Source organism: Bifidobacterium gallicum DSM 20093 = LMG 11596 (genome assembly GCF_000741205.1).
Lineage (GTDB): Bacteria > Actinomycetota > Actinomycetes > Actinomycetales > Bifidobacteriaceae > Bifidobacterium > Bifidobacterium gallicum.
Genome location: NZ_JGYW01000002.1, coordinates 225,930 through 246,399, shown reverse-complemented (window position 1 = coordinate 246,399; position 20,470 = coordinate 225,930). Strand labels below are relative to the sequence as shown.

Sequence of the window (20,470 nt, the reverse complement as noted above, 5' to 3'; positions counted from 1 at the left end):
GATGATTCACGAAGCTGCAGGAGCGGGCTTTGATCATTTTTGAACATTGATGTGGTATTGCGCTGGTTGACTGACTCATGTTGACCGTCGGGTGGACTTTGACCATCAGGTTGGCTCGGGCTGGCTCAGGCTAGCTCGGCTGCCTCAGGCTGCATCAGGTTGCGTCAGAGTGATCGAAGTAATGCTCTCTCGCATGCGCCCAAGTCTGACTTGCGGGCAGGGCCTGTTGGCCTGCGAGGCGTGGCTGAAACGGGTCGGTGGTGGTTCATGATGCGTTCATGATGCGTTCATGGCTTGCTGTTGGACCGTTTTTGGCTCGACCTTGGCTCGGTCGGGGCTTGTCCGTGGACTGACCGGTGTTTGTCCGAGGCTTGTCCGGGGCTTGTCCGTTCGGCTTTGGGCGTGTTTGGATGCACAGTGTCGTCGTCAGACGCAGCGGGGTCGCTGCCGTGCGAGGGGGCACATGCGCTGCTATGCGTGGACGGGATGGAAAGAATGAGAAAGGATCACTATGGCGCAATCAACTGCCGCGCAGATCATTGATGCCGTGGGCGGTGCAGGCAACGTCAAGAGCCTGACGCACTGTGCCACGCGACTGCGTTTTGAACTTGTTGACGCAAACAAGGTGGACCAGTCCGCTCTGGAACATATGAAGGGCGTGCTGGGCGCTGTGCCGCAGAGCGGTGACCGGTATCAGGTGGTCATCGGCGGTGGCGTGGCCAACGTTTACAACGACATCATGCAGCTGCCCCAGATGCAGGACCTCGGTTCGGCAACCGCCGCCAAGAGCGCGGATTCTGGCGATGGCACGTTCGGCAATACCGAAGGCCTCTCCGATGCTGAAGTCAAGGCGCAGGCGCGCGCCAAGACGAAGAAGCCGGCTTGGATCGATTCGTTCTTCGAGTACCTTTCCGACTCGTTCCGCCCGATCCTTGGCGTGTTGCTGGGTGCATCGCTGATTATCGCAATCCTGAACGTGTGTATCGCATGCGGCTGGATCCAGTCGGAAACCGATTCGCCGACCACTGTGTTCATCCAGGCGCTGTACAAGGGCGTGTTCTACTTCCTGCCGATCATGATCGCCTACAACGCGTCGAAGAAGCTCAAGGTTGATCCGTGGGTTGGCGCCGCAATCATGGGCGCGTTGATGACGCCATCGTTCATGAGCTTGCTGAGCACCAACTGGGCTGATACGGTCTGCCATAAGGTCATGGGCAACACGCAGTGTATGACGCGCGTGTTCAACATTCCGATGCAGCTTAATGATTACTCGGGCAACGTGTTTGTGCCGCTGTTGATGGCTGCCGTGCTGGCGCTCGTGTATCGCGGTTTGAAGAGTGTCATTCCTGATTCGGTGCAGCTTGTGTTCGTGCCGTTCCTGTCGATGATCATTGTGGGCGCGTTGACGGCCTTCCTGATCGGCCCGATCGGCATTTGGGTTGGCAACGGCCTGGGCGTTGGCTTGTCGTGGCTCAACACGCACGCTCCGTTCATTTTCGCGATCCTGATTCCTATGATTTACCCGTTCCTCGTGCCACTGGGTCTGCACTGGCCGCTCAACGCGTTGATGCTGGCCAACATTCAGACGCTCGGCTACGACTTCATCCAGGGTCCGATGGGCACGTGGAACTTCGCCTGCTTCGGCGCCACGGCCGGCGTGCTCGTGCTTTCGCTGCGTGACCATGACGCCGAGATGCGTCAGACCGCTGGTGGCGCTTTGGCAGCAGGCCTGCTTGGTGGCGTTTCCGAGCCGTCGCTGTACGGCACCCACTTGCGTTTCAAGCTCATCTACCGTCGCATGCTGATTGGCTGCGCCGCCGGTGGTGTCACGATCGCTGTGCTCGGCTGGCTGTTCCCGTCGACGACTGACACTGGTGAAGTGGTGCGTGGTGTGACGACGTCGGCATTCGCTTTCGCATCACTGCTGACGATTCCTGTGTTCAATCAGATGTGGGTGTATGCGATTTCGATCGCCGTGGCGTTCGTGGTTTCGATGCTGCTGATCATCTTCTTCGATTACCGCACGCCTGAGCAGAAGGCTGAAGTGCTGGCCCGTGTGGCCGCCGCCCGTGCTGAGCAGGCGAATGAAACCGATGCCAACCGCGCTGCAGTTGAGTACGCCGAGACTCACGAAGACGACAACCTGCTGCCCGGAGACAAGCCTGTGGACGCTCCTGTGATGGATGTCACTGGTGCGAACCCCGCGGTGACGAGCGCTGTCTACTCGCCGATGAATGGCCACGTGATTGCGCTTGCGGACTGTGGTGACCCCGTGTTCGCTTCGGGTGCGCTGGGTTCTGGTGTGGCTATTGAGCCGCGCGATGCTGAAGTCGTCGCTCCGGTCGCCGGCGTGCTGCAAACGGTTGCGGAAACCGGCCACGCGTTCGGCGTCAAGACCGATGATGGTGTGGAGATTCTCGTCCACGTGGGCATTGACACCGTCAAGATGGAAGGCAAGGGCTTCAACGTGCACGTCAAGGAAGGCCAGCGTGTCAACGTCGGCGAGGATCCGCTCGTGACCGTTGATTTCAACGCTGTTGCTGAAGCCGGTTACAGCACCACGACGCTGATGACCGTGCTCAACACGGCCGCTCTGGCGTCCGTGGATCCGATCGCCGAGCAGGACGTCACTGCCGGCGAGCAGGTCATCACAATCAAGCACTGATCTGCTCGAGCTTGCTGGGCTGCGCGAGGTGAGCTCTCTTGCCTCCTGCAGCCCGGTTCCAATCTTCAATAAGCGATTGAGTACCGTTTCTTGGCGGTACCGTCCAATCCGCTTATTTTTGTTATGCCATTCCTGTTTAGATCAATCTATCTATTTGTTGATATTAATCTGTCTACTAATTTATATTGAGAAACTCTGTTGTTCATTGCTTATTAACTGTCTGACTATTCAGCGTCTTCTATCTGTCAGATTATTCATGGCAAAATCTATTCCATTTCAATACTGACCATTTTCTTTCTTGTTCTAAATTTCCTCTTTATTCTTTCTCTACTCCTCTTTGTCCTTCTTTATCCTGTCCTATTCTTCTCTATCCTTCCCTGCCTTTCCTTATATTCTTCCCTGTCCTTCTTTATTCCCCTCTTCCTCCCCCCTTATTCCCGTTTTCCCGCTCCATCCCACCCATCCCCCCTTATCCCGCACGTAACGTAGTTAGCTTACGTGCGGGATAAGGGGGTGGGTGAGCGGGGAGTGGGGTGAGGGCGCAAAGGGGGTGTGTGGGCGGAGTGGGAAGTGATGCAATGATTGGGAAATGCAACTGTTGGGGTGCTGGTGATGTCAGGGTGGCTGAGCTTGGCGGGCTGGGGTAGTGGTGAGAGTTAGTGAGGTGGTGGGTGGCGAAGTTTGGGCACGCCATGGGGGGTGTGGCGGAAATAAAAAAAGATATAAAGAATGGCGGCACAAGAATAATCTCAACTATAGAATGTGCATATACTTGTTAGCGCAGCGTGAGATATATGCCTGACGTAATGCAGTCTTGAGAGACCGTTTCAAGAGCGCAAACAATGCGTATCAATGGCGCGAAGAACGGCGTGCTTTTTCCTGCTGCTCGCTGTAGCGTTGCAAATCTTCGAGACGGAATTGAGCGGTAGACTCGCCGACTATTGGCTCGGGTACGCGCACAATTAACGAGTCGCTCTCCACGCGGAAAATCACGTGGTCGGCTGCCGGTAGCAAATCGCCGTCCACCTGAACGGGCACTTTCTTACCCAGCCGCAGCTCGGCTTCCACACCCTGAATCTGGTCAATCGTGGAATTATGCGAAAGTGGATGCTGTTCGGCGCGTTTGACAATCGTCTGATGGACCACGTCACCAAACAGGTTGGCCCAACCCAATATGCCACCCGACGTATCAATGACCTCGAAATCCAGCAGGCCGTCACTGAACGAGGCGTCGGGCATCAGTGAAAACACTGGAATCTGGCCGCAGTTGCCAGCCATGAACGTGCGGAACGCGAGCGACGGATTCGTGATGGCCGAACCGTCCGCGCGCGTGATGCGAACGCTGGCATGGTATTTCGGAGCGAACAAATGTTTGGCGCCAGACACGAAATAAGCGAGCCAGGAGATGTTCTTCTTGAGTTCGGGGTCGGCGTCGTCAATCATCAACGCGTCAAAACCCATGCCGGCAATAATCAGGAACGCATGGCCGCGTGTATTGAGCGGCTCCTCTTCCGGCAAGAACAGGCGTCCAAGATCGACGCGACGTGAACCGTGCGAAATCGCAATGCCGATGGCCGCGTCAATGTCGTCCACAGGAATGCCCATGTTGCGTGCGAACAAATTGCCGGTACCAATCGGAATGATGCCCATGGCGTGGCCTGAACCGGCCATGGCGCTGGCAACCGTGCGCACAGTGCCGTCGCCACCCACGGCAATGACCACGTCGGCGCCTTTCTCAAGTGCTTCAAGAGCACACACGCGACCGGATTTGTCAAGCTGGGTGTCGATGAACGAAACGTCAGTGATGCCACGTTCCTGGCAGTACTCGCGAATACGTTCGCGATGCTGTTCAGCCATTGGCTTGGACGGGTTGATGACAAACGTGTAGCGCACCTGGTCATCGTCACGCGCCGCCACGAGTTCAGCGTGACGCTTGCGCTGCACAGCACGCATGATGGCGGTAATGCCAACGATCAGCAACACAACGGCAACAATGCAGCCAATCACTATCAGCGTGACCATCCACCCATTCATGTGTATGCCTACTTTCCGTAACACTCGTGCCTTCCCATTGTGTCACAGCAGCCGGATGCAATCGAGTGCAAAACTCCCTGCGCGCACTCGCAATATGACACGTACAGGCCATCCCTCGCGTGTCAGAATGCGCACACTCTCACACAACGGCACGGGCAGCCCTTGCATAATCAAATGCGAAGGGCTTGTTACGGGAGAGCGCCAACCACTGCCAACCCCTACGGGAGAATGTTTCTCAGTCGGAAAGACGCTGAGAGGGTCGGGTAGTGGCGCGTGCATGTTCGCGGATGCGCACATGCTCGTCCATCATGCCGAGCGTCACCTGGACGTAGAGCCGTTCGGACTCGCTCAGGTAACGCCCGGAAGTGGTCTGCTGCTTGGCTCTCACGCCCTTAGGATACCAATGTAGCAACGGCCTCTCGTTGCGTCCCATGGCACGGGTACGCCCGTTACGTCATGCGTTGCCCGTGCGCTTGGAGACACCCACGACATGCGCTGCCTGTGTGAAGTTCAGCCCCCGGTCGAGCAACTCCACGTAGCGTTGGCGGCGCACCGGCCGCATGTCCGCCAGTCTGGCGTACTCCATGCCCTCGAACTCGTATCCCATCACTCAACACTCCCTGAAAAACCTCCGAGCGTTGCAACGACCATTAGAATCCGCCTTGCTCATATGCTAATGCTGGGGAACTGGTTTCAAGAGGTTTTGAATTGCAAACAGCCACGGGTTCGATTCATTTGTCGGGCCCCTGCCTGGTTGCTATCGCCAATATGAGCTACGCTCTCACTTGTTCCGCAACATGACAAATACCCTGATACATTTTCATCCTAGACTTTGGCTCCTAGCACATGCAGAAAACTGCATATGCCGATAATTGCGTTTCATACTGATACAGATCGAAGGAGAACTTCGATTGAGAACAGTTGTACGTCATATGCACTGCAGCGTAAGGAGGCCCAATATGGGCAATAATGAGAAAAACGCAATGGAGGGGTTGATCAGTCAACTTGAGCAGCTGGCTCAACAGCCGAAGACGCAGGCACTGTTGCTGGATGCAAAAACCCCTAACTTTTGGTCGATTCTCGAATATGGACGTGAGAGCTACGAAACACGTTTCTGTAAGATGTTGCGCTGGTTGCTTGATCCTACCGCAAACCATGGCCTTGGGGATGCGGCCATGCGTTGGATCGCGAATTATGCCGGCGTGGAATTGACCCAGAGCGGGGATACGTATGTTCCTGACGATCAAGATGGTGCTGAGACTGAAGCTTTAGGCAACCATATTGACGTTTTTGCCCATGATCGCAGCGCTGGATTACTCGTGGTGATTGAAGCGAAAATGGGATCGGACGAGCATGAAAGCGACATCGTGGAGGCTGTAGTCGAGGAGCAAGATGCTGAGGGGAAAGTCGTTAAATGCAAGAAGAAGGTTTCTCAACTCGAAAAATACTATGAGACTGTAGATGGCCATGCACTTTATGGCGATAAGCGTTCATATCCGCATGCCGTTTACCTCTTCCTGACGATAGATGGACATCGTCCGCCTTCTTTCCCTGAGAATGAGGAGGAGTATTCACAATGGCAGTATCAATGGCATGACATGTCATATGCTGATCTTGTTTCCATGCTTGATGATTTGCTCCCCAAGTTGACAGACCTGGATGCGATGAAGCTCGTCAAAGATTTCCGTATCAATACACAGAGCAAGCTGGATTTGGAAGATGACGCTTTTTCTGCGTTTGAGCCGTATAAGGAAAACATTGACTTGCTGCACACCTACTTCGTGGGTGATAATGACGAAGATGGTGGCGATGATTCATCTATGCAGGAAGTGCAGGAAGCTGGGCAAGCCTTCCAGCTGGCATTAGGTGATCGGATGCCATTCCAGGACGCCAAGATGCTTGTGGGAAGGGTCTACGAGGCGCTATGCGCGGGCAAGCAAGTTCATACGAAGAACGTAGGTGCGCAACGGCTTGTTCGTCGTATTTTCAATCTGTATGCTCTCAATAAGTTGCCGGGGGCAGATGATTCTACCACATATGGCAAGGAGCCTAAGGAGTCTCGTATTAGTCCCACTGACTCGGAAGCCGGTAATAATATCGTCGAAATAAAGATGACTTCAGGAAAAGGGCAGGGATTGACTTTCTTCCCCGCTGAAGGAACTGGTGAGGATCCCGTCTATCTTTCTGGCGATACCAGAGGCGTCTTCCCGAATGATCCTATTAGCGTTCCCCGCGGCATGAATCTCCCCCGTATTGTAAAGAGCGATGTCAAGACCCTGCAGGCCATGGATGACGAGTCGTTGCGCGCCCAGATCAATACGTGGATTCAGCAATCGCGGGCTATTGCGAAGGCTAGGCGGGAGAAGCGCTCATAATAGCGTGACTCCACACCACTCCAAGCAATGATGCGAATGCGGGGGATGGATGCCCTGATACCCAAGAGGCTTCAGGAGTGAGTCTTGCTACTTTTCTCTATGCGTCCGGGAAACATTCAACTGGAGCGTCGGACTGAGAATTTCGTGGAAATCCGGTCTTGGGTAAGCCACATGCCTCTATGAGTTTCTTTATCATTTCGAGGCCATAGGACTCAGCGTGGTCTTTCCAATCTGCGTTCGAATTTGGCCCGTCAATGGTCTTCTCTGCCATGATTCGCAGTTTGAGGCTTCCCTTTTTGATGATGTCACGATAGGTGTTTTTCTTGGAATCCGGAGCCAGATTGGAGAATTTGGAATTGGCATTGCGTGCGAGAATGCAAAGATTGCCGAAGCAGTCTACCTTTGTCCAACTATCAAAAGTGCCTTCAGATGGGTGTTGCGGGTACCAATGTTCTACCGAGTTGCGGAACTCGAATGCAAAATCATCGTATTTTTTAGGATTTTCTTTCCACAGGAGATAGTCAAGGTAGTTGAACACGATGTGTGGAGTGCTCACCCCCATTTCGAAATTCCTGTTCTCCAGAAAAGGCACTACTGCTTTCTGGGCGATCTGCTCAATGCGTACAGGGTATTGATCCCAGCTTTCCGTGCCATCGGCAAGATCATCGATATTCTCATACAGCCATTCAAGCAGTTCCGTTATCCAGTGCATTGTTTTAGCAGACGTGTAGGATACGCGCAGGCACGATTGCAGCATGATGCTTTCTTTATGTCGGTATTCTGCAGTCGTATTTCGCTCCCTGCTTTTTCGAAGTTTTGTATTTGTGTAGAACGCGGATCTCTTGCCTTTCTCGCCGTGTGCCTCAAGTTGCTTGAGACTCCATTCGCCATCTGTGGATTCATTCGCGAACTCTCGTTTGATGATGTATTTATCGAACAGAAAGCGACACGTGAGTAAGCACTGCGCAAACTGCGATGCGAATTCTTCCATGTCCATGTCAACCTGGCTCTCTTGCGTGATTTGCTCACCTACATGCTTGAATTCAGTGAGCAATTTCTTGTCGTCTAGCTGGTCCGGCAGCTCTTCTCCACTGCCTAGGGTAATTCTATGAGTGTTGACGAAGACACGAAGCACATGAAGGAGGAAGTATGGGAATGAAATGATGCTTTCAAAACGTACGCGGCCGCTTGTCTCTATTCCAACATCCGCGACTTTCGCTTTGAATCCCGGGGAAAGGATATCTCCGATTGTAAGTTTTGGTTCTTCTGCTTGGTCTTGGTTGTTTTCGTACTCATAATCAGTCTTGAGTTGATCCCAGCCATTAGAGAATATGTGATTTCGTGCGTTTGTGCCAAAGTGCATTTGAACATAGCCTGTCATGTCGCTGCATGCATTCCAAATCTTGGCAAACCATTCCCTTTTTGAAACGTTGTGGATACCATTCATCAACCTTGCTTTAAGGATATCGTGCTGCTCAAGCTGTTCTCCTCGCGTATTCATGATCTCAAAATAGCGGTTCAGATCGGTTTGTTCTGGAACTTGGATTCTGAACAATTTGACTGTGCTAAGTTTACGGAGAAACTCACTCTTTTGGATTTCAGCGTTTTTGTCTTGTACACCTTTCTCATTTATTTTGAACTTATTTTTTATGATTCCAATGCCTTCGGCGAGTCCTTTTTCCAGCTCCTCATTGGGAATCTCTCTGCCATCAATATATTTGTCCAGGGTGTTATTGGCCTTTTTGCGGCAGTCGAAAGACAGGTTGCGATTTGGTTTTTGACGTAGAACGATAGATAGAAGCAGGAGTGTCGTCAGACGCTGCTGACCATCAATCACCTCATATTCATCGCCACGCTTGTGAACGATGAGCGAACCGATGTAGTAGGTATCGTCTTCATGCTCCCAGATATCATCGATCAATTGTCCGATTTCAGTTTCCCCCCATGCATATGCACGCTGATAAATAGGTATCACGTACTTCGTTATTTCGCTGCCGCTGAATATTGAGTCCGCAACCAACTCGTCAATCATCCGTTCATTGCCATGCGTCATGATTCTTCTCCTGTATTCAAGAAATTGTGTTATTGGTCATGTTTTTCAATGCTTCGTACAAATTATTCCAGCGACCATTTTCCTTAGGCTCCACAGTGATCTGCAGATTGGAAATCTCAGTATGTGTTCGCGCGTGATCGATGATTGAAAACATTGGGAGATTGTTTGTATAGAGTGTTGCTCGTGTACTGTCTGTGCCAATAGAATACCGGTTCACGCTGGTTAATGATAGGTTTTGCATATCCACTCTTAACATGAATGCCCAAAGGAACAGTTTTTCCACAGCGTGTTTGTCAAGATTGCTGAAACGGTCGTAATAGCGCAGCAATGCGCATTTAAACAAGGTTTTCGCATATTTGAAGCCAGTAGATTCATTCCATTTCGAATTATTCATAATTTTGTTGATTTCGCGGAATTCAGATTTTTCCTGAATGGCATTGTCAAGATAGCGATGCATATCCAAGTAATAATCAACCATGGAAAAGAAATCTCCACCGGCGATGAATGACTCCGTGATCTGGAATGAAGGCATGGCTTTTCTTGTTCGTGCGACGTATGAATACGGGGAATCCACTGGGCTTCCTTTGAATATGTCGATTTGCTGAGCGGTGAAGGGTTCCCACTTGTTCTTGTCTGACCATTTGATAATCGGAAAGAGGTAGTCATGGAATAGTGTATTGATTTCGGATGGGTTTCGTGCTTCCCATTTGATGACTGCGCGTTGCATGTTGAATAGGTCGTCTTTCATCTCGCGCAGATGGTATGCTTTGAGTAGATCTGGTGGGTCGATTGCGCGGCCTCTGGAATTCTGGGAATCGAATAACTGGAAGGCTTCAGAGAGTTTTTCGACTGTGATGACCACAACCTCGAGCACATTAGAGAACGCATTAAGAAAATCCTTCCTGCTTGAGGTTTTTGAGCTGAACCAATCCCTGATAAAGCTATAATTGGCAGCGAGATTCGCTTGTGTTGCAGAATTGCGTAAATCAATGTCAATGAACTGGGCATCTATTGATTCATCCATAAGATAGCGGCGAAGCAAGAGCAGCGTAGTCGTTCTCTGCTGGCCATCTACAATCTCATACTTTTGGTCGTTTCGGTGCAGGATGATGGTGCCGATCCGATATTTGAAATCAGCTTGGCCTTCAGATCCATGGGAATGCCTGCTTTGTTCGATGGCTGTTTCAATATCATCCAGAAGATCGGAAACGTTATGAGTCGTCCACTTGTAGGGTCGTTGATAGTCCGGAATGGTCAGGGGCATCTTCAAAAGTTCCTCTATACTTTTGATTTGCGCATGTTCGCTTGGTTCTTCTACTTTTGTTATATCTGTTGTGTTTGTATCCTTCATAAATGGTGGTTCCTTAATAGTATTGATCAGATGCTGTTTTCAGTATTAACGTGGTGTGGGATTGTGGCTGTGCAGTGTGTCTGCTCTATTTGCGTTATGTTTGTTTTGTGACAATATAGTTAATAATGGGAAGATGCAAAAAAGTGCATGATTGAGTCATCGTCGACTTCGGATGCCTACGGATTGAACGGTGAATTGTGCATCACCACGTACGGCCTGCATCCCCATGTGCTCGTCCCAGGCTCTTTGACGCAGATTCTCAGCTGTTAATGGATTCAGGTTGGAGTGCCTGTCTCGTTCCATTCAGCGTGACGACAGCACCCATCAGCTGACGCCCATTTCCGGGGTGCGCACGAGAGGCCATATATGGGCGTCCCTCATCGGCGGTCTGGGGTGACGATTCTACTTTCTCCGGCGAATCGAAGTACTCATAGAACAAGATGAGCATGTTGGGATGCTGCTTCATGAACGCATTCCCTGTGAACCCATAATCATGGACGGATGCGCATGCCCGAATTCCGCCGGGGCAAACCTATCCTTGTAGGTCACGTACACGGTTTCCATCTGCCCTTGCAGTATCAGGTCGAAAATCAGGTGGTTCCAGTTTTTCCTTTTGTAGTTCATGCCCGAACCGATGTCGGTGAACACATCATTAAGGATGACGCCCTTCGCGTTCGCGTATTGGCGCAGGAACGTGACCTGTGATTGCCGGTCGTCCTTCTGTCCGCTGCTGGACACGCGCGCGTAGGCGACGTGCAGACGTTGGGGTTTCTGGATTTTTCCCAGATAGGCGAGCACCTGCTCCTCGGTGTAGTAGCGCCGGCCTTGCGGGTTGCGGTGAGCGGGGAAAATGCCCGCGTTGTCCCAACGCTGCAACGTCTTGACGCTCACCCCGAGACGGGTCGCCACATCCTTCGGCTTCAACATGATCACATTACATATGCAATGACAGCGAATGTCAATATATTCATTAACTGACGATTACTCTCGGCAACCCAGTTGAGAACGCTTGCGTAAGCCTTCGGCAACGCTTTCCATATATCTTTCGTCAGCTTTCTGCAAGACTTCCGCGCGCGTTGCCCATGACCGTTGCAGGAAGGCGGTCATGAATCTCGTGGCGCCGCTCACGTCGACCTGCTGAAAAAGGGGAGACAGGGTGCGCTCAACCGTTCTGCCAGTACGGTTCCATAGGATTCGCAACCTCCTGTTCCTGTCATGTTGCCGCGGTAGGGTAGCCCCATGCTTGATATTCAATTCATTCGTGAGCATCCGGATGTGGTCAAGGAATCGCAGCGCAAGCGCGGTGAATCCGTGGAACTCGTAGACGAAGTGCTCCATGCAGACGAAGTGCGTCGTGCTTCACTCAAAGAATTCGAGGCCGCACGTGCGCAGCAGAAAGAAATCGGCAAGCAGGTCGCCAAGGCGTCAGCCGATGAAAAAGCCGAACTGATTAAGCGCACCAAAGAACTGTCCGAGCGTGTCTCACAGTTCAAAGCGGATGCGGACGCCGCCACGGAACAGTACACGACCGCCATGTGGAAGCTGTCCAACATCGTGGAGCCCGAAGCTCCCGAGGGCGGCGAGGATGATTACGTTGTCGTCAAGAAGGTCGGCCAGATCCGCGACTTCGCTGCAGAAGGCTTCGAACCCAAGGACCACTTGACATTGGGTCGCGGCGTTGCCGGTATTGATATGGAACGCGGCGTGAAGGTTGCCGGATCGCGCTTCTACTTCCTGCGCGGCGCCATCGCACGCCTGCAGATCGCCATGCTGACAATGGCCGTGGACCAGGCCGATGAACACGGTTTCACGCTGGCCATCACGCCTACGCTCGTGCGTCCTGAAGTCATGCGCGGCACGGGCTTCCTGAACTCGCACGCCGATGAAATCTACCGCTTGCGTGAACCCGACGACCAGTATCTCGTCGGCACGTCGGAAGTGGCGCTCGCCGGTATGCATGAGGATGAGATCCTTGATTTGTCGAACGGCCCGTTGCGTTACTGCGGATGGAGCTCCTGCTACCGCCGTGAGGCTGGCTCGGCAGGCAAGGACACGCAGGGCATTATCCGTGTGCACCAGTTTGACAAAGTTGAGATGTTCGTTTACGCCAAGCCTGAGGACTCGTACGACGAGCACAAGCACTTGCTTGCGATGGAAGAGGAAATGCTGGGCAAGGTTGAAGTGCCGTATCGTGTGATCGACACGGCGGCCGGTGACCTGGGCTCTTCAGCCGCACGCAAGTTCGACTGTGAAGCTTGGGTGCCGACGCAGGGCCGCTACCGCGAATTGACGTCCACGTCAAACTGCACGCAGTATCAGGCGCGTCGTCTCAACATCCGCGAGCGCATCGCCGACGGCGGCACTGAACCCGTCGCCACGCTCAACGGCACGCTGGCCACCACGCGTTGGCTTGTCGCGATCATGGAGAACCACCAGCAGAAGGACGGTTCGATCGTGATCCCAACGGCCATGCGTCCCTACATGGGCGGCAAGGAAGTCATTGAGCCGACCACGTGGGAAGCATAATAGTCTTGCGTCTGCTGCATGGTGTTGTACACGGTTGCGTGCTATGCTGCATGATGCATGGATGAGTGTCCGAGCGGTCGAAGGAGACGGTCTTGAAAACCGTTGACGGGCAACCGTCCGCGAGTTCGAATCTCGCCTCATCCGCCATCACAGGCTCCGGAAACCCGGAGCCTGTTTTGTTTATCTGTCCCTACGTTGTTGCCTTCTCTATTGTCATTATTGACTATCGTTATTGATTGCCGTTACTGATTATCATTATTTCCGCTAACCCCACATATCGCCCCCACTCCCAATCCTTTCCCGCACGTATCCCGCACGTAAGCGAGTTATCTCCTATCCCTTGGAAATTAAGGATTTGCTGCCCTCTTCCCGCACGTAAGCGAGTTGCGTTACGTGCGGGAGGAAAAGTCCGGTCGTCTTCCCGCACGTAAGCGGGTTGCTTGACGACCCCTGGAAATACAGGGTTTTGTCATTTCCTTTTTCCGCACGTAACGTAACTGGCTTATGTGCGGGAGGGAAAGATGACTGTCGTTTCGCACGTAAGCGAGTTACCTGGCGTGCCTTGAAAATATAGGGGATTGCGTTGCTTTTTTCATATGAAAGACAATTGCGCTACGTGCGGGAGGGTGAAGGCCGCCCCTCTTCCCGCACGTAACGCAACTGGCTTACGTGCGGGATGGAAAGCTGGTTGTCGTCCCGCACGTAAGCGAGTTACTTGGCAGCCTTTGGAAATACAGGGTTTTGTCGTGTCCTTGCTTCGCACGTAACGTAACTGGCTTACGTTCGGGATGGAATAGGCGGAAGGATGGAGCGGGCGAAGGGGGATGGGAACGCGCGAGGTATTGCGGGGACGAGAGGAGGCGATTACGGTAGGAGGCAGTGTAGAGAAGTGAAGGTCGGTCTTGCCCGTTGTGACGAGACACTCGCGGAAGGGATGTGCAATGGTGCATATAGCTAAGGGGTATCGTCGTGCGGATGTGCAGCACCGCAACGGCAACGACACCAGTGATACCAATACCGTGCATACTGCCAAAGCCAAAGTGGGGCGCAATGGCAAGCCCGTGTTGGTGCCATTGGACGTGCCCAAGCCGCCGAAAAGTAAGCATGTGGCCGATGAAAACGCCGGGTTCGCACGCAATCATCCGTATTGGCTGATTGAAATCATCGGTATCGTCATCGTGTTGGTGGGGCTGGGCGTGTCCATTGTGGGCAACAAGGTGTCGCCGGATGCCTCGTGGTATTCGATGGTGCTGTCATTCTGCCTGATCATTGGCGTGATGGCCATGGTCTTAGGGCCACTATGCGTATGGATGAGCCGTAACGGCCAGATTTCACCCCAGCTCGGTTCGCGTAGCAACGGTCAACTGCGCCAAATCGTGTCGAGCCGACCCAAACCAGGCGTGCGCGCAGCAGTTCTGGCTGCTGAAATACTGAGCGCAATCCTGTTCGCTGTGCTCTCCTACCTGTGCATGAATATGTGGCATAACACCGTGTTGGCCATCGGCTGCCTGATTATGTTGGTGGCCGTTCCGTTGGCCATCAGCAATCTGTATCAACGGTATTGTCTGGATCGGTTCATGCAGCTCAAGGAAGGCGCACTCAAACATATCAAACTGTTCGGCACCAACGCCTCAGCGGTCAAAGACGAGCCCAATGTGTGTTTGACGATGCCCGTTGACGCCATTGCGTTCGAGGTCATCTATAACTGGGTGTCCCCCTACCTGGATTCCAAGAAACTCACGCTCTACAGTGTGCCGCTCAAAATTCATGTGCAAGATGAGACGATGCGCTTTGACGTGCTGGTAATTCCGCTGAACCAGATGAAAGACGATCCCTCGTCGCGTAAGGCGTTCCAGCGTGAATGCAAGATTGTGGGTGCTGATTCGTTGAGAAAGTTGCTGGGCGACACGAAATAGCGGCACTTGCGCGTGGCACTTACGTCCCGCGTCCGCGTCCGCGCTCGCCATTCGCAGGCGGCGGTATCCCTGCGCGCTGTGACGAATGTTGCGCTGCGATGACGCATGGCAAATGGCACTACGTCACGTTTGTGCGCATCGACTATACCTAGAGGCGGTCGAACATATATGTGGCATATATGCCCCGCCCATTCCCTACAGAAACGCTCCGAACCGCTGCACCCGTTCCGTCCAGTGCCGCCGACTCGTCCGCTGTATCAACCGCCCGTCAGTTTCCTGTGCTGATTGTTATGGTTGTGGCCGTTCCTGTGGAGACGTTCCAAGGGGCTGGCTATGCGTGCGCTCTGGTGGTTCCGTTGCGTCAGTTCCGTCCGGGAGCATTGCTCAGCAAAGAGTTCCAACGCCAGTGCGCGACGGTGCACGCCGTGTCATTGGCCGAGCTGATCAACGACTGACAGCGGGATCACGGCGGCCTCTGATGGTGTTCGCGTTTTGGACGCCTGTATCAATACGTAGTCCCCGCGCTGTCTTTCTCGCGTCGCATCCTCAATGAATCTTCAGCATCCGGTTACCGGCCATTAATCTGCGCACCCGATTTCTTTACGGTTCGGAAACCTCACGCCAGCACGCCCCCCGCTTCGTTACGGCACAATCGATGGCATCCCGGCGTCCACACCTGCAACTCACGGTGAGACGCCCTTCAATAACCATCCGTCCGTCACCGAATCCGTCCTTGCGGCCCGTCGTTGCCCACCGCGCCATTCAGAGCGCAAACCTTAGTACGACGCGCCGCCCGCGCGGGGAATCGAGGTCACCATGCCGCAAGCCATCATGAGTCTGCTCGACAATCCCGTCGACGTACTCTCACTCGACACGTTCAGCGACTTGGCCAAAGGCAGTCCGGCACCCTACTGGCTGTTCCAAGGCGTGTGCGGCGCGTGGGGTATCGAGCCTGAGCGCGCGCAACTCAACCTGATTACCGTTTCTGAAAACGCCACGTTCGTGCTGCTGCTCGATGGCAAGGAGGCGGGCGTCGTACGCGTGTCGCAACCCGGTTACGTGGGTGGCGCTGACGCTGTGGCGTCCGAAATCTGCTGGCTCGCTGCCCTGCACGATGTGCAAGGCGTACGCCTGATTAAGCCTGTGCCCACCGTGCGCGGCACATTCGTCACCAAAATCCGCGACACGAACGGCGTGGGTTGGACGGTCGTGTCCACGAAGTTCGTCGAGGGCACTGTGCTTGAAGATTTGGACAATCCGGCTCCGTATTATGAAACGATCGGCCAGTGGGCCGCCAAGTTCCACGACCAGTCGCGTTCTTGGACAGCGCCGTTCGGTTTCCGTCGCTTCCACTGGGATATCGCCGACATGGTTGGTCCGGCTCCGCGTTGGGGACGTTGGGAAACGGCCGGATTATCGGACATTGATAAGGAAATCTGCGAGAAGGCTTTGTGGAAAGCCCTGTCCGTCATGATGCAAGCGCCGCGCACGCCGGACTCGTGGGGTTTGATTCACGCTGACCTGCGTCCGAGCAACATTATTCGTGCCGACAACGGCGAGTTGACCGTCATCGATTTCGACGACGCCGGATACAGCTGGTATCTCTACGATTACGCGTCTTCTTTGAGTTTCATTGAACACGAATCTTACGCTTCCGACCTCGCCAAGGCGTGGGTACGCGGCTACGAGTCCGTAGCCGGCGAGTTCACCGATGAGCAGCGTGAAATCATGTCGGCTTTGTCAATGATCCGTCGCCTGCAAATGCTCGGCTGGACCACCAACCACCGTGAGGACGCGCTTCCCGACGGGTTAGCCGCCGCACAAGCTCTCGGCAGTGTGCTGTGCGCACACCGGTATCTCGCGGATTCACAGTGGTTACTCCACTGATTGATATTGACTTCCGCCACGCAACATATGGCATTTCCAACCGGCCATGGCACACCGTTTCGTGGCGGTCTGGGGCTACGGCAGCCACTGCCGCGACCTCGGAAATACCACACCACACACCCAACCAACCACATCGGAAGGTGACTGAACAGAACCAATAGCGTTCACAAACAACGGGAGAGAGGAACCCATCATGACCAGTCCAGAAGTAACCAGGGTGCGAGGCGCGGGCCTCGGCGCCGTGACCTATCGACAAACCGGCACCGACTATTTCAAGAAGCGCCAACTCAAGCGCACGGCCGGAGCGTTCGGCCTGTGGGCGATGGGCGTGTCAGCAGTCATCTCCGGTGATTTTTCCGGCTGGAACGGCGGTATCGCCCAAGCCGGTTGGGGTGGCATGATCATTGCGGCAGCCGTGGTGTACACGATGTATGTGCTCATGTTGAACTCCATTTCTGAGATGGCATCAGCCATGCCGCATACGGGAGGCGCCTACTCGTTCGCGCGAGCGGCCATGGGACCGTGGGGCGGATTTTTCACGGGTCTTGCCGAAACGGTCGAATATGTGATGACGGCCGCAACGATTGTCTACTTCTCCTCGGCTTACGCGGACGCGATCCTGTCTGATATCAGCGGATTCTCACTCAACGAGGCCGGATACCAGTGGGTGTGGTGGCTCGTCATCTACGTGGCGTTCGTCACGCTCAACTGGGTGGGCGCCGAAACGTCGTTCCGATTCGCCCAAGTCGTGTCGATTGCCGCGTTGGCCGTGCTCGCATTCTTTGTGGTCAGTGCGCTGTTCAGCGGCAAAATCGACTTGACTTCACTGTTCAACATCACGCCTACCGCTGGCAACAGCTCGTTCCTGCCGTTCGGTATCGGCGCGATTTTCTTCGCGATGCCATTCGCCATGTGGCTCTTCCTCGGCATCGAACAGTTGCCGCTCGCCGCTGAAGAAGTGCGTGAACCTGAACGCAACATTCCCAAGGCTTCGCGCCTGTGCATCGCCACGCTCGGCATCACGGGCGTGCTCGTGGTGCTGCTCAACCCGTCCGTCATGGGCGCCGCCGCACTATCCGGATCGGATGAGCCGCTGCTCGACGGTTTCCGCGCCGTGCTGCCCGGCAACCTGGCCGCAGTGCTGTCAGCCTTCGCGTTGATCGGCCTGCTGGCCTCGGTGCAAGGCATCACGTTCGCCTACGGCCGCAACCTCTACTCGCTGAGCCGCGCGGGTTACTATCCGGCGTTCCTGTCGCTGACAGGCAAGAAGAAGACGCCATACTGGGGTCTGATCGTCGGTGCCGTCATCGGTTTCGCGGCCCTGTTCATCATCGCTTACGGCGGTGAGGGAGCCGGTTCGGTCGTGCTGAACATCGCCGTGTGGGGCGCAGTGCTCGCTTACCTACTGCAAATGGTGTCATACGTGCTGTTGCGCAAGCGCATGCCGAACATCAAGCGTCCGTTTGTGTCAAAGTTCGGCATTCCTGGCGCTGTGATCGCCGGTTTGCTCTCGTTTGCAATCTTCGTGGCCGTGCTGCTCAACCCCGATTACCGCCTGGCCGTCTACGTCATGGTCGGCATCTATCTGGCAGCCTCGGTGTTCTTCGCAGTCTACGGCCGCAAGCATCTTGTGCTCTCCCCGGAAGAGGAGTTCGCCGCGTCCGGCGGCACCGTCGAATACAAGACGCACGAGTGAGCAGTAGACGCAACCTGCAAACCAACTGCCCAAACCCAACAGTCAAACGAGTGGTGACGGCGCGGCATACACGCCGTCACCTACCCGTCATGCATGACCGCTAGCTGCAGCGGCCCCGCAACTGTGGAAACGGCTGACGGTGAGCTGTTCACCACATCAGCCGTTCCCTGGTCTCCCACACGCTGACGGCAGCTGCCACACTGCACACGTTGGCACGTTCACCAGTGGCCACAGCATATGTTCCGGCCTTCATGCCATGTGCATGGCAAACAGTTGCAAACGCGGAACCGCATTGACGGTGCCACTACGGCCACCCAACCGTGTGATTGTCATTTCCCCCACCTACGAATTAAACACCAAGGAGCCCCTCATGGCCACGCGATCCACAATCATGGACACCAACAGCTTCCGTCCGGACATGGCGGACGCGCTCGATGAGCAAACGCGCAAACTCACGGAAGAACGCGAAGTGCTCGGTCCCGCATACCGCTTGTTCTACCGCACGCCCGTGCACCTCGTCAAAGGTCGCGGCGCACGCCTGTGGGACGCCGACGGCACCGAATATCTGGACGTCTACAACAATGTGGCCTCAGTCGGCCATGCCAACGAACGCGTCGTGCAGGCCATCACCGACCAGGCTTCGCAACTCAACACGCACACGCGCTACCTGCATGAAAACGTGCTGCATTACGCCGAAGACATCCTGTCCACGATGCCGGAAGAAATCGACCGCATCATGTTCCAGTGCACAGGCTCGGAAGCCAATGATCTCGCAGTTCGCGTGGCCCAAACCTACACGGGCGGCGAAGGCATCATCGTGACTGCCGAAGCCTACCACGGCAACACCGAACTGACTTCCGCACTGTCGCCGGCCTTGGGTACGGCTCAGCCCGTCGGCCCCACAATGCGTATGATTCCAACGCCAGACACCTACCGCCTCGTGATTCCCGTGTCCGACACGCTCGCCCCGACAATCAACACGGGCATCGCCTATTCGGAAGGCATCGACACGGATGCGGCCGCGCTCGCCGCGATGCAGGCCGGTTTGGAATCTGGCGCGCTGATCCGTGCCGGCGAAGCCAGCGCCGAACAGTTCGGCAACTGGATGGCTGGTGAAGTGCATCGTGCTGTCGCCGACATGAACCGCCACGGCATCAAGTTTGCCGGCTTGCTCGCCGACTCGATCTTCTCGTCCGACGGCGTGTACCCGGATCCTGTTGGTTTCCTCAAGCCCGTCATTGACACGGTCCATGAGCTTGGCGGAGTTTGGATCGCCGACGAAGTGCAGCCTGGGTTCACGCGTACAGGCGATGCGTTCTGGGGCTTTGAACGCCAAGGCATCGTGCCCGATCTCGTTACGTCGGGAAAGCCCATGGCCAACGGCCTGCCGACCTCGCTTATGGCGGCCCGTCATGAAGTATTGGAACCGTTTGCAGGTTCGATTCCGTATTTCAATACGTTCGGTGGTAACCCCGTGTGCATGGGCGCCGCCCAGGCCACGCTCAACGTGATGCGTGACGACGACACGCAAGGCAATGCCAAGCATGTGGGCCGTCTGTTCAAGGAAGGCGTCATCGCATTGCAGCCTGCCCACGCTTGCATTGGCGACGTGCGCGGTGCTGGTTTGTATATTGGCTGCGAGATTGTCAAGCCTGGCACGAAGGAGCCTGATCAGAAGGCTGCGCTTGACATGCTTGAACTGTTGCGCGACCGCCACATTTTGACATCGGTCTGCGGACGCTTTGGCAACATTCTCAAGTTGCGTCCGCCGCTCGTCTTCACTGAGGACGACGGCAACTTCTTCCTTGAAGGTTTTGAATCCGTGCTGCTCGAGTTGGGCTTGTGACGCCGCGTCCCCGCGCAATATTCCTGTTGATTTCTGTGGCTGCCTCATGGCCACGCCAACGGTGAGGTATCGGTTTCGTAACATCATGCGCCACCGCCTGCAACATGGTCTTTCTAGCATC

The 20,470-nt window shown here is 54.7% G+C and carries 14 protein-coding genes and 1 tRNA gene; 9 read left to right on the top strand and 6 right to left on the bottom strand.

The features are described 5' to 3' along the window. Nucleotides 1-511 precede the first annotated feature (511 nt). Nucleotides 512-2,665: a glucose PTS transporter subunit IIA gene (locus BGLCM_RS01810; protein WP_006295231.1), complete on the top strand. Its 2,154-nt coding sequence runs from the start codon at nt 512-514 to the stop codon at nt 2,663-2,665. An 849-nt stretch (nt 2,666-3,514) separates the two neighbouring features. On the opposite strand, the gene BGLCM_RS01805 is transcribed toward BGLCM_RS01810, so the two are convergent. The 3 genes from BGLCM_RS01805 to BGLCM_RS08740 form a co-directional block, all read right to left on the bottom strand. Further along, complete coding sequence (locus BGLCM_RS01805) at nt 3,515-4,687, bottom strand: diacylglycerol/lipid kinase family protein (protein ID WP_238548609.1); 1,173 nt, start codon at nt 4,685-4,687, stop codon at nt 3,515-3,517. A 247-nt stretch (nt 4,688-4,934) separates the two neighbouring features. Next, nucleotides 4,935-5,087: a hypothetical protein gene (locus BGLCM_RS08745; protein ID WP_156097449.1), complete on the bottom strand. Its 153-nt coding sequence runs from the start codon at nt 5,085-5,087 to the stop codon at nt 4,935-4,937. Nucleotides 5,088-5,153: 66 nt separating this feature from the next. Next, nucleotides 5,154-5,306, bottom strand: coding sequence for a hypothetical protein (locus BGLCM_RS08740; protein ID WP_006295228.1), 153 nt, complete (start codon nt 5,304-5,306; stop codon nt 5,154-5,156). A 352-nt stretch (nt 5,307-5,658) separates the two neighbouring features. On the opposite strand from BGLCM_RS08740, the gene BGLCM_RS01800 reads away from it, so the two are divergent. After that, on the top strand, nt 5,659-7,074 hold the full coding sequence (locus BGLCM_RS01800; protein WP_044084496.1) for a PD-(D/E)XK nuclease family protein: 1,416 nt from the start codon (nt 5,659-5,661) through the stop codon (nt 7,072-7,074). Between the two features lie 97 nt (nt 7,075-7,171). Here the strand turns inward: BGLCM_RS01800 and BGLCM_RS01795 are convergent, their stop codons facing one another. The 3 genes from BGLCM_RS01795 to BGLCM_RS01780 all read right to left on the bottom strand — a co-directional run bounded on the left by BGLCM_RS01795 (nt 7,172) and on the right by BGLCM_RS01780 (nt 11,405). Further along, nucleotides 7,172-9,127: a GmrSD restriction endonuclease domain-containing protein gene (locus tag BGLCM_RS01795; RefSeq protein ID WP_006295226.1), complete on the bottom strand. Its 1,956-nt coding sequence runs from the start codon at nt 9,125-9,127 to the stop codon at nt 7,172-7,174. Nucleotides 9,128-9,143: 16 nt separating this feature from the next. Continuing rightward, on the bottom strand, nt 9,144-10,478 hold the full coding sequence (locus tag BGLCM_RS01790) for a DUF262 domain-containing protein (RefSeq protein WP_006295225.1): 1,335 nt from the start codon (nt 10,476-10,478) through the stop codon (nt 9,144-9,146). Nucleotides 10,479-10,940: 462 nt separating this feature from the next. Next, nucleotides 10,941-11,405 carry an IS607 family transposase gene (locus tag BGLCM_RS01780; protein WP_006295222.1) on the bottom strand — a complete coding sequence of 155 codons (465 nt, stop codon included), beginning with the start codon at nt 11,403-11,405 and terminating at the stop codon, nt 10,941-10,943. A gap of 312 nt (nt 11,406-11,717) precedes the next feature. Here BGLCM_RS01780 and serS point away from each other — a divergent pair, with 312 nt between their 5' ends. From serS to BGLCM_RS01745, 7 genes are all read left to right on the top strand, one after another. Beyond that, a complete protein-coding gene (gene serS / locus BGLCM_RS01770; protein ID WP_044084493.1) occupies nt 11,718-13,004 on the top strand; it encodes a serine--tRNA ligase in 1,287 nt (428 codons plus the stop codon). Between the two features lie 59 nt (nt 13,005-13,063). Continuing rightward, a tRNA-Ser gene (locus tag BGLCM_RS01765) sits at nt 13,064-13,151 on the top strand. A gap of 794 nt (nt 13,152-13,945) precedes the next feature. Beyond that, nucleotides 13,946-14,920 (top strand): hypothetical protein, encoded by a 975-nt coding sequence (locus tag BGLCM_RS01760; protein ID WP_006295219.1) that lies wholly within the window; start codon nt 13,946-13,948, stop codon nt 14,918-14,920. Between the two features lie 290 nt (nt 14,921-15,210). Further along, a complete protein-coding gene (locus BGLCM_RS08405) occupies nt 15,211-15,375 on the top strand; it encodes a hypothetical protein (RefSeq protein ID WP_006295218.1) in 165 nt (54 codons plus the stop codon). Nucleotides 15,376-15,736: 361 nt separating this feature from the next. Further along, on the top strand, nt 15,737-16,807 hold the full coding sequence (locus tag BGLCM_RS01755; protein ID WP_006295216.1) for a phosphotransferase enzyme family protein: 1,071 nt from the start codon (nt 15,737-15,739) through the stop codon (nt 16,805-16,807). 193 nt (nt 16,808-17,000) lie between these two features. Beyond that, nucleotides 17,001-18,503 carry an amino acid permease gene (locus BGLCM_RS01750; RefSeq protein ID WP_006295215.1) on the top strand — a complete coding sequence of 501 codons (1,503 nt, stop codon included), beginning with the start codon at nt 17,001-17,003 and terminating at the stop codon, nt 18,501-18,503. A gap of 370 nt (nt 18,504-18,873) precedes the next feature. Beyond that, nucleotides 18,874-20,349, top strand: a complete 1,476-nt coding sequence (locus BGLCM_RS01745; protein ID WP_044084492.1) for an aspartate aminotransferase family protein — start codon at nt 18,874-18,876, stop codon at nt 20,347-20,349. The last annotated feature ends 121 nt before the right edge of the window (nt 20,350-20,470 follow it).

Coding starts and splice junctions, on each gene's coding strand:
- BGLCM_RS01810 (WP_006295231.1), top strand. CDS start 512: ATGGCGCAATCAACTGCCGCGCAGATCATTGATGCCGTGGGCGGTGCA.
- BGLCM_RS01805 (WP_238548609.1), bottom strand. CDS start 4,687: ATGGTCACGCTGATAGTGATTGGCTGCATTGTTGCCGTTGTGTTGCTG.
- BGLCM_RS08740 (WP_006295228.1), bottom strand. CDS start 5,306: ATGGGATACGAGTTCGAGGGCATGGAGTACGCCAGACTGGCGGACATG.
- BGLCM_RS01800 (WP_044084496.1), top strand. CDS start 5,659: ATGGGCAATAATGAGAAAAACGCAATGGAGGGGTTGATCAGTCAACTT.
- BGLCM_RS01795 (WP_006295226.1), bottom strand. CDS start 9,127: ATGACGCATGGCAATGAACGGATGATTGACGAGTTGGTTGCGGACTCA.
- BGLCM_RS01790 (WP_006295225.1), bottom strand. CDS start 10,478: ATGAAGGATACAAACACAACAGATATAACAAAAGTAGAAGAACCAAGC.
- BGLCM_RS01780 (WP_006295222.1), bottom strand. CDS start 11,405: ATGTTGAAGCCGAAGGATGTGGCGACCCGTCTCGGGGTGAGCGTCAAG.
- serS (WP_044084493.1), top strand. CDS start 11,718: ATGCTTGATATTCAATTCATTCGTGAGCATCCGGATGTGGTCAAGGAA.
- BGLCM_RS01760 (WP_006295219.1), top strand. CDS start 13,946: ATGGTGCATATAGCTAAGGGGTATCGTCGTGCGGATGTGCAGCACCGC.
- BGLCM_RS08405 (WP_006295218.1), top strand. CDS start 15,211: ATGGTTGTGGCCGTTCCTGTGGAGACGTTCCAAGGGGCTGGCTATGCG.
- BGLCM_RS01755 (WP_006295216.1), top strand. CDS start 15,737: ATGCCGCAAGCCATCATGAGTCTGCTCGACAATCCCGTCGACGTACTC.
- BGLCM_RS01750 (WP_006295215.1), top strand. CDS start 17,001: ATGACCAGTCCAGAAGTAACCAGGGTGCGAGGCGCGGGCCTCGGCGCC.
- BGLCM_RS01745 (WP_044084492.1), top strand. CDS start 18,874: ATGGCCACGCGATCCACAATCATGGACACCAACAGCTTCCGTCCGGAC.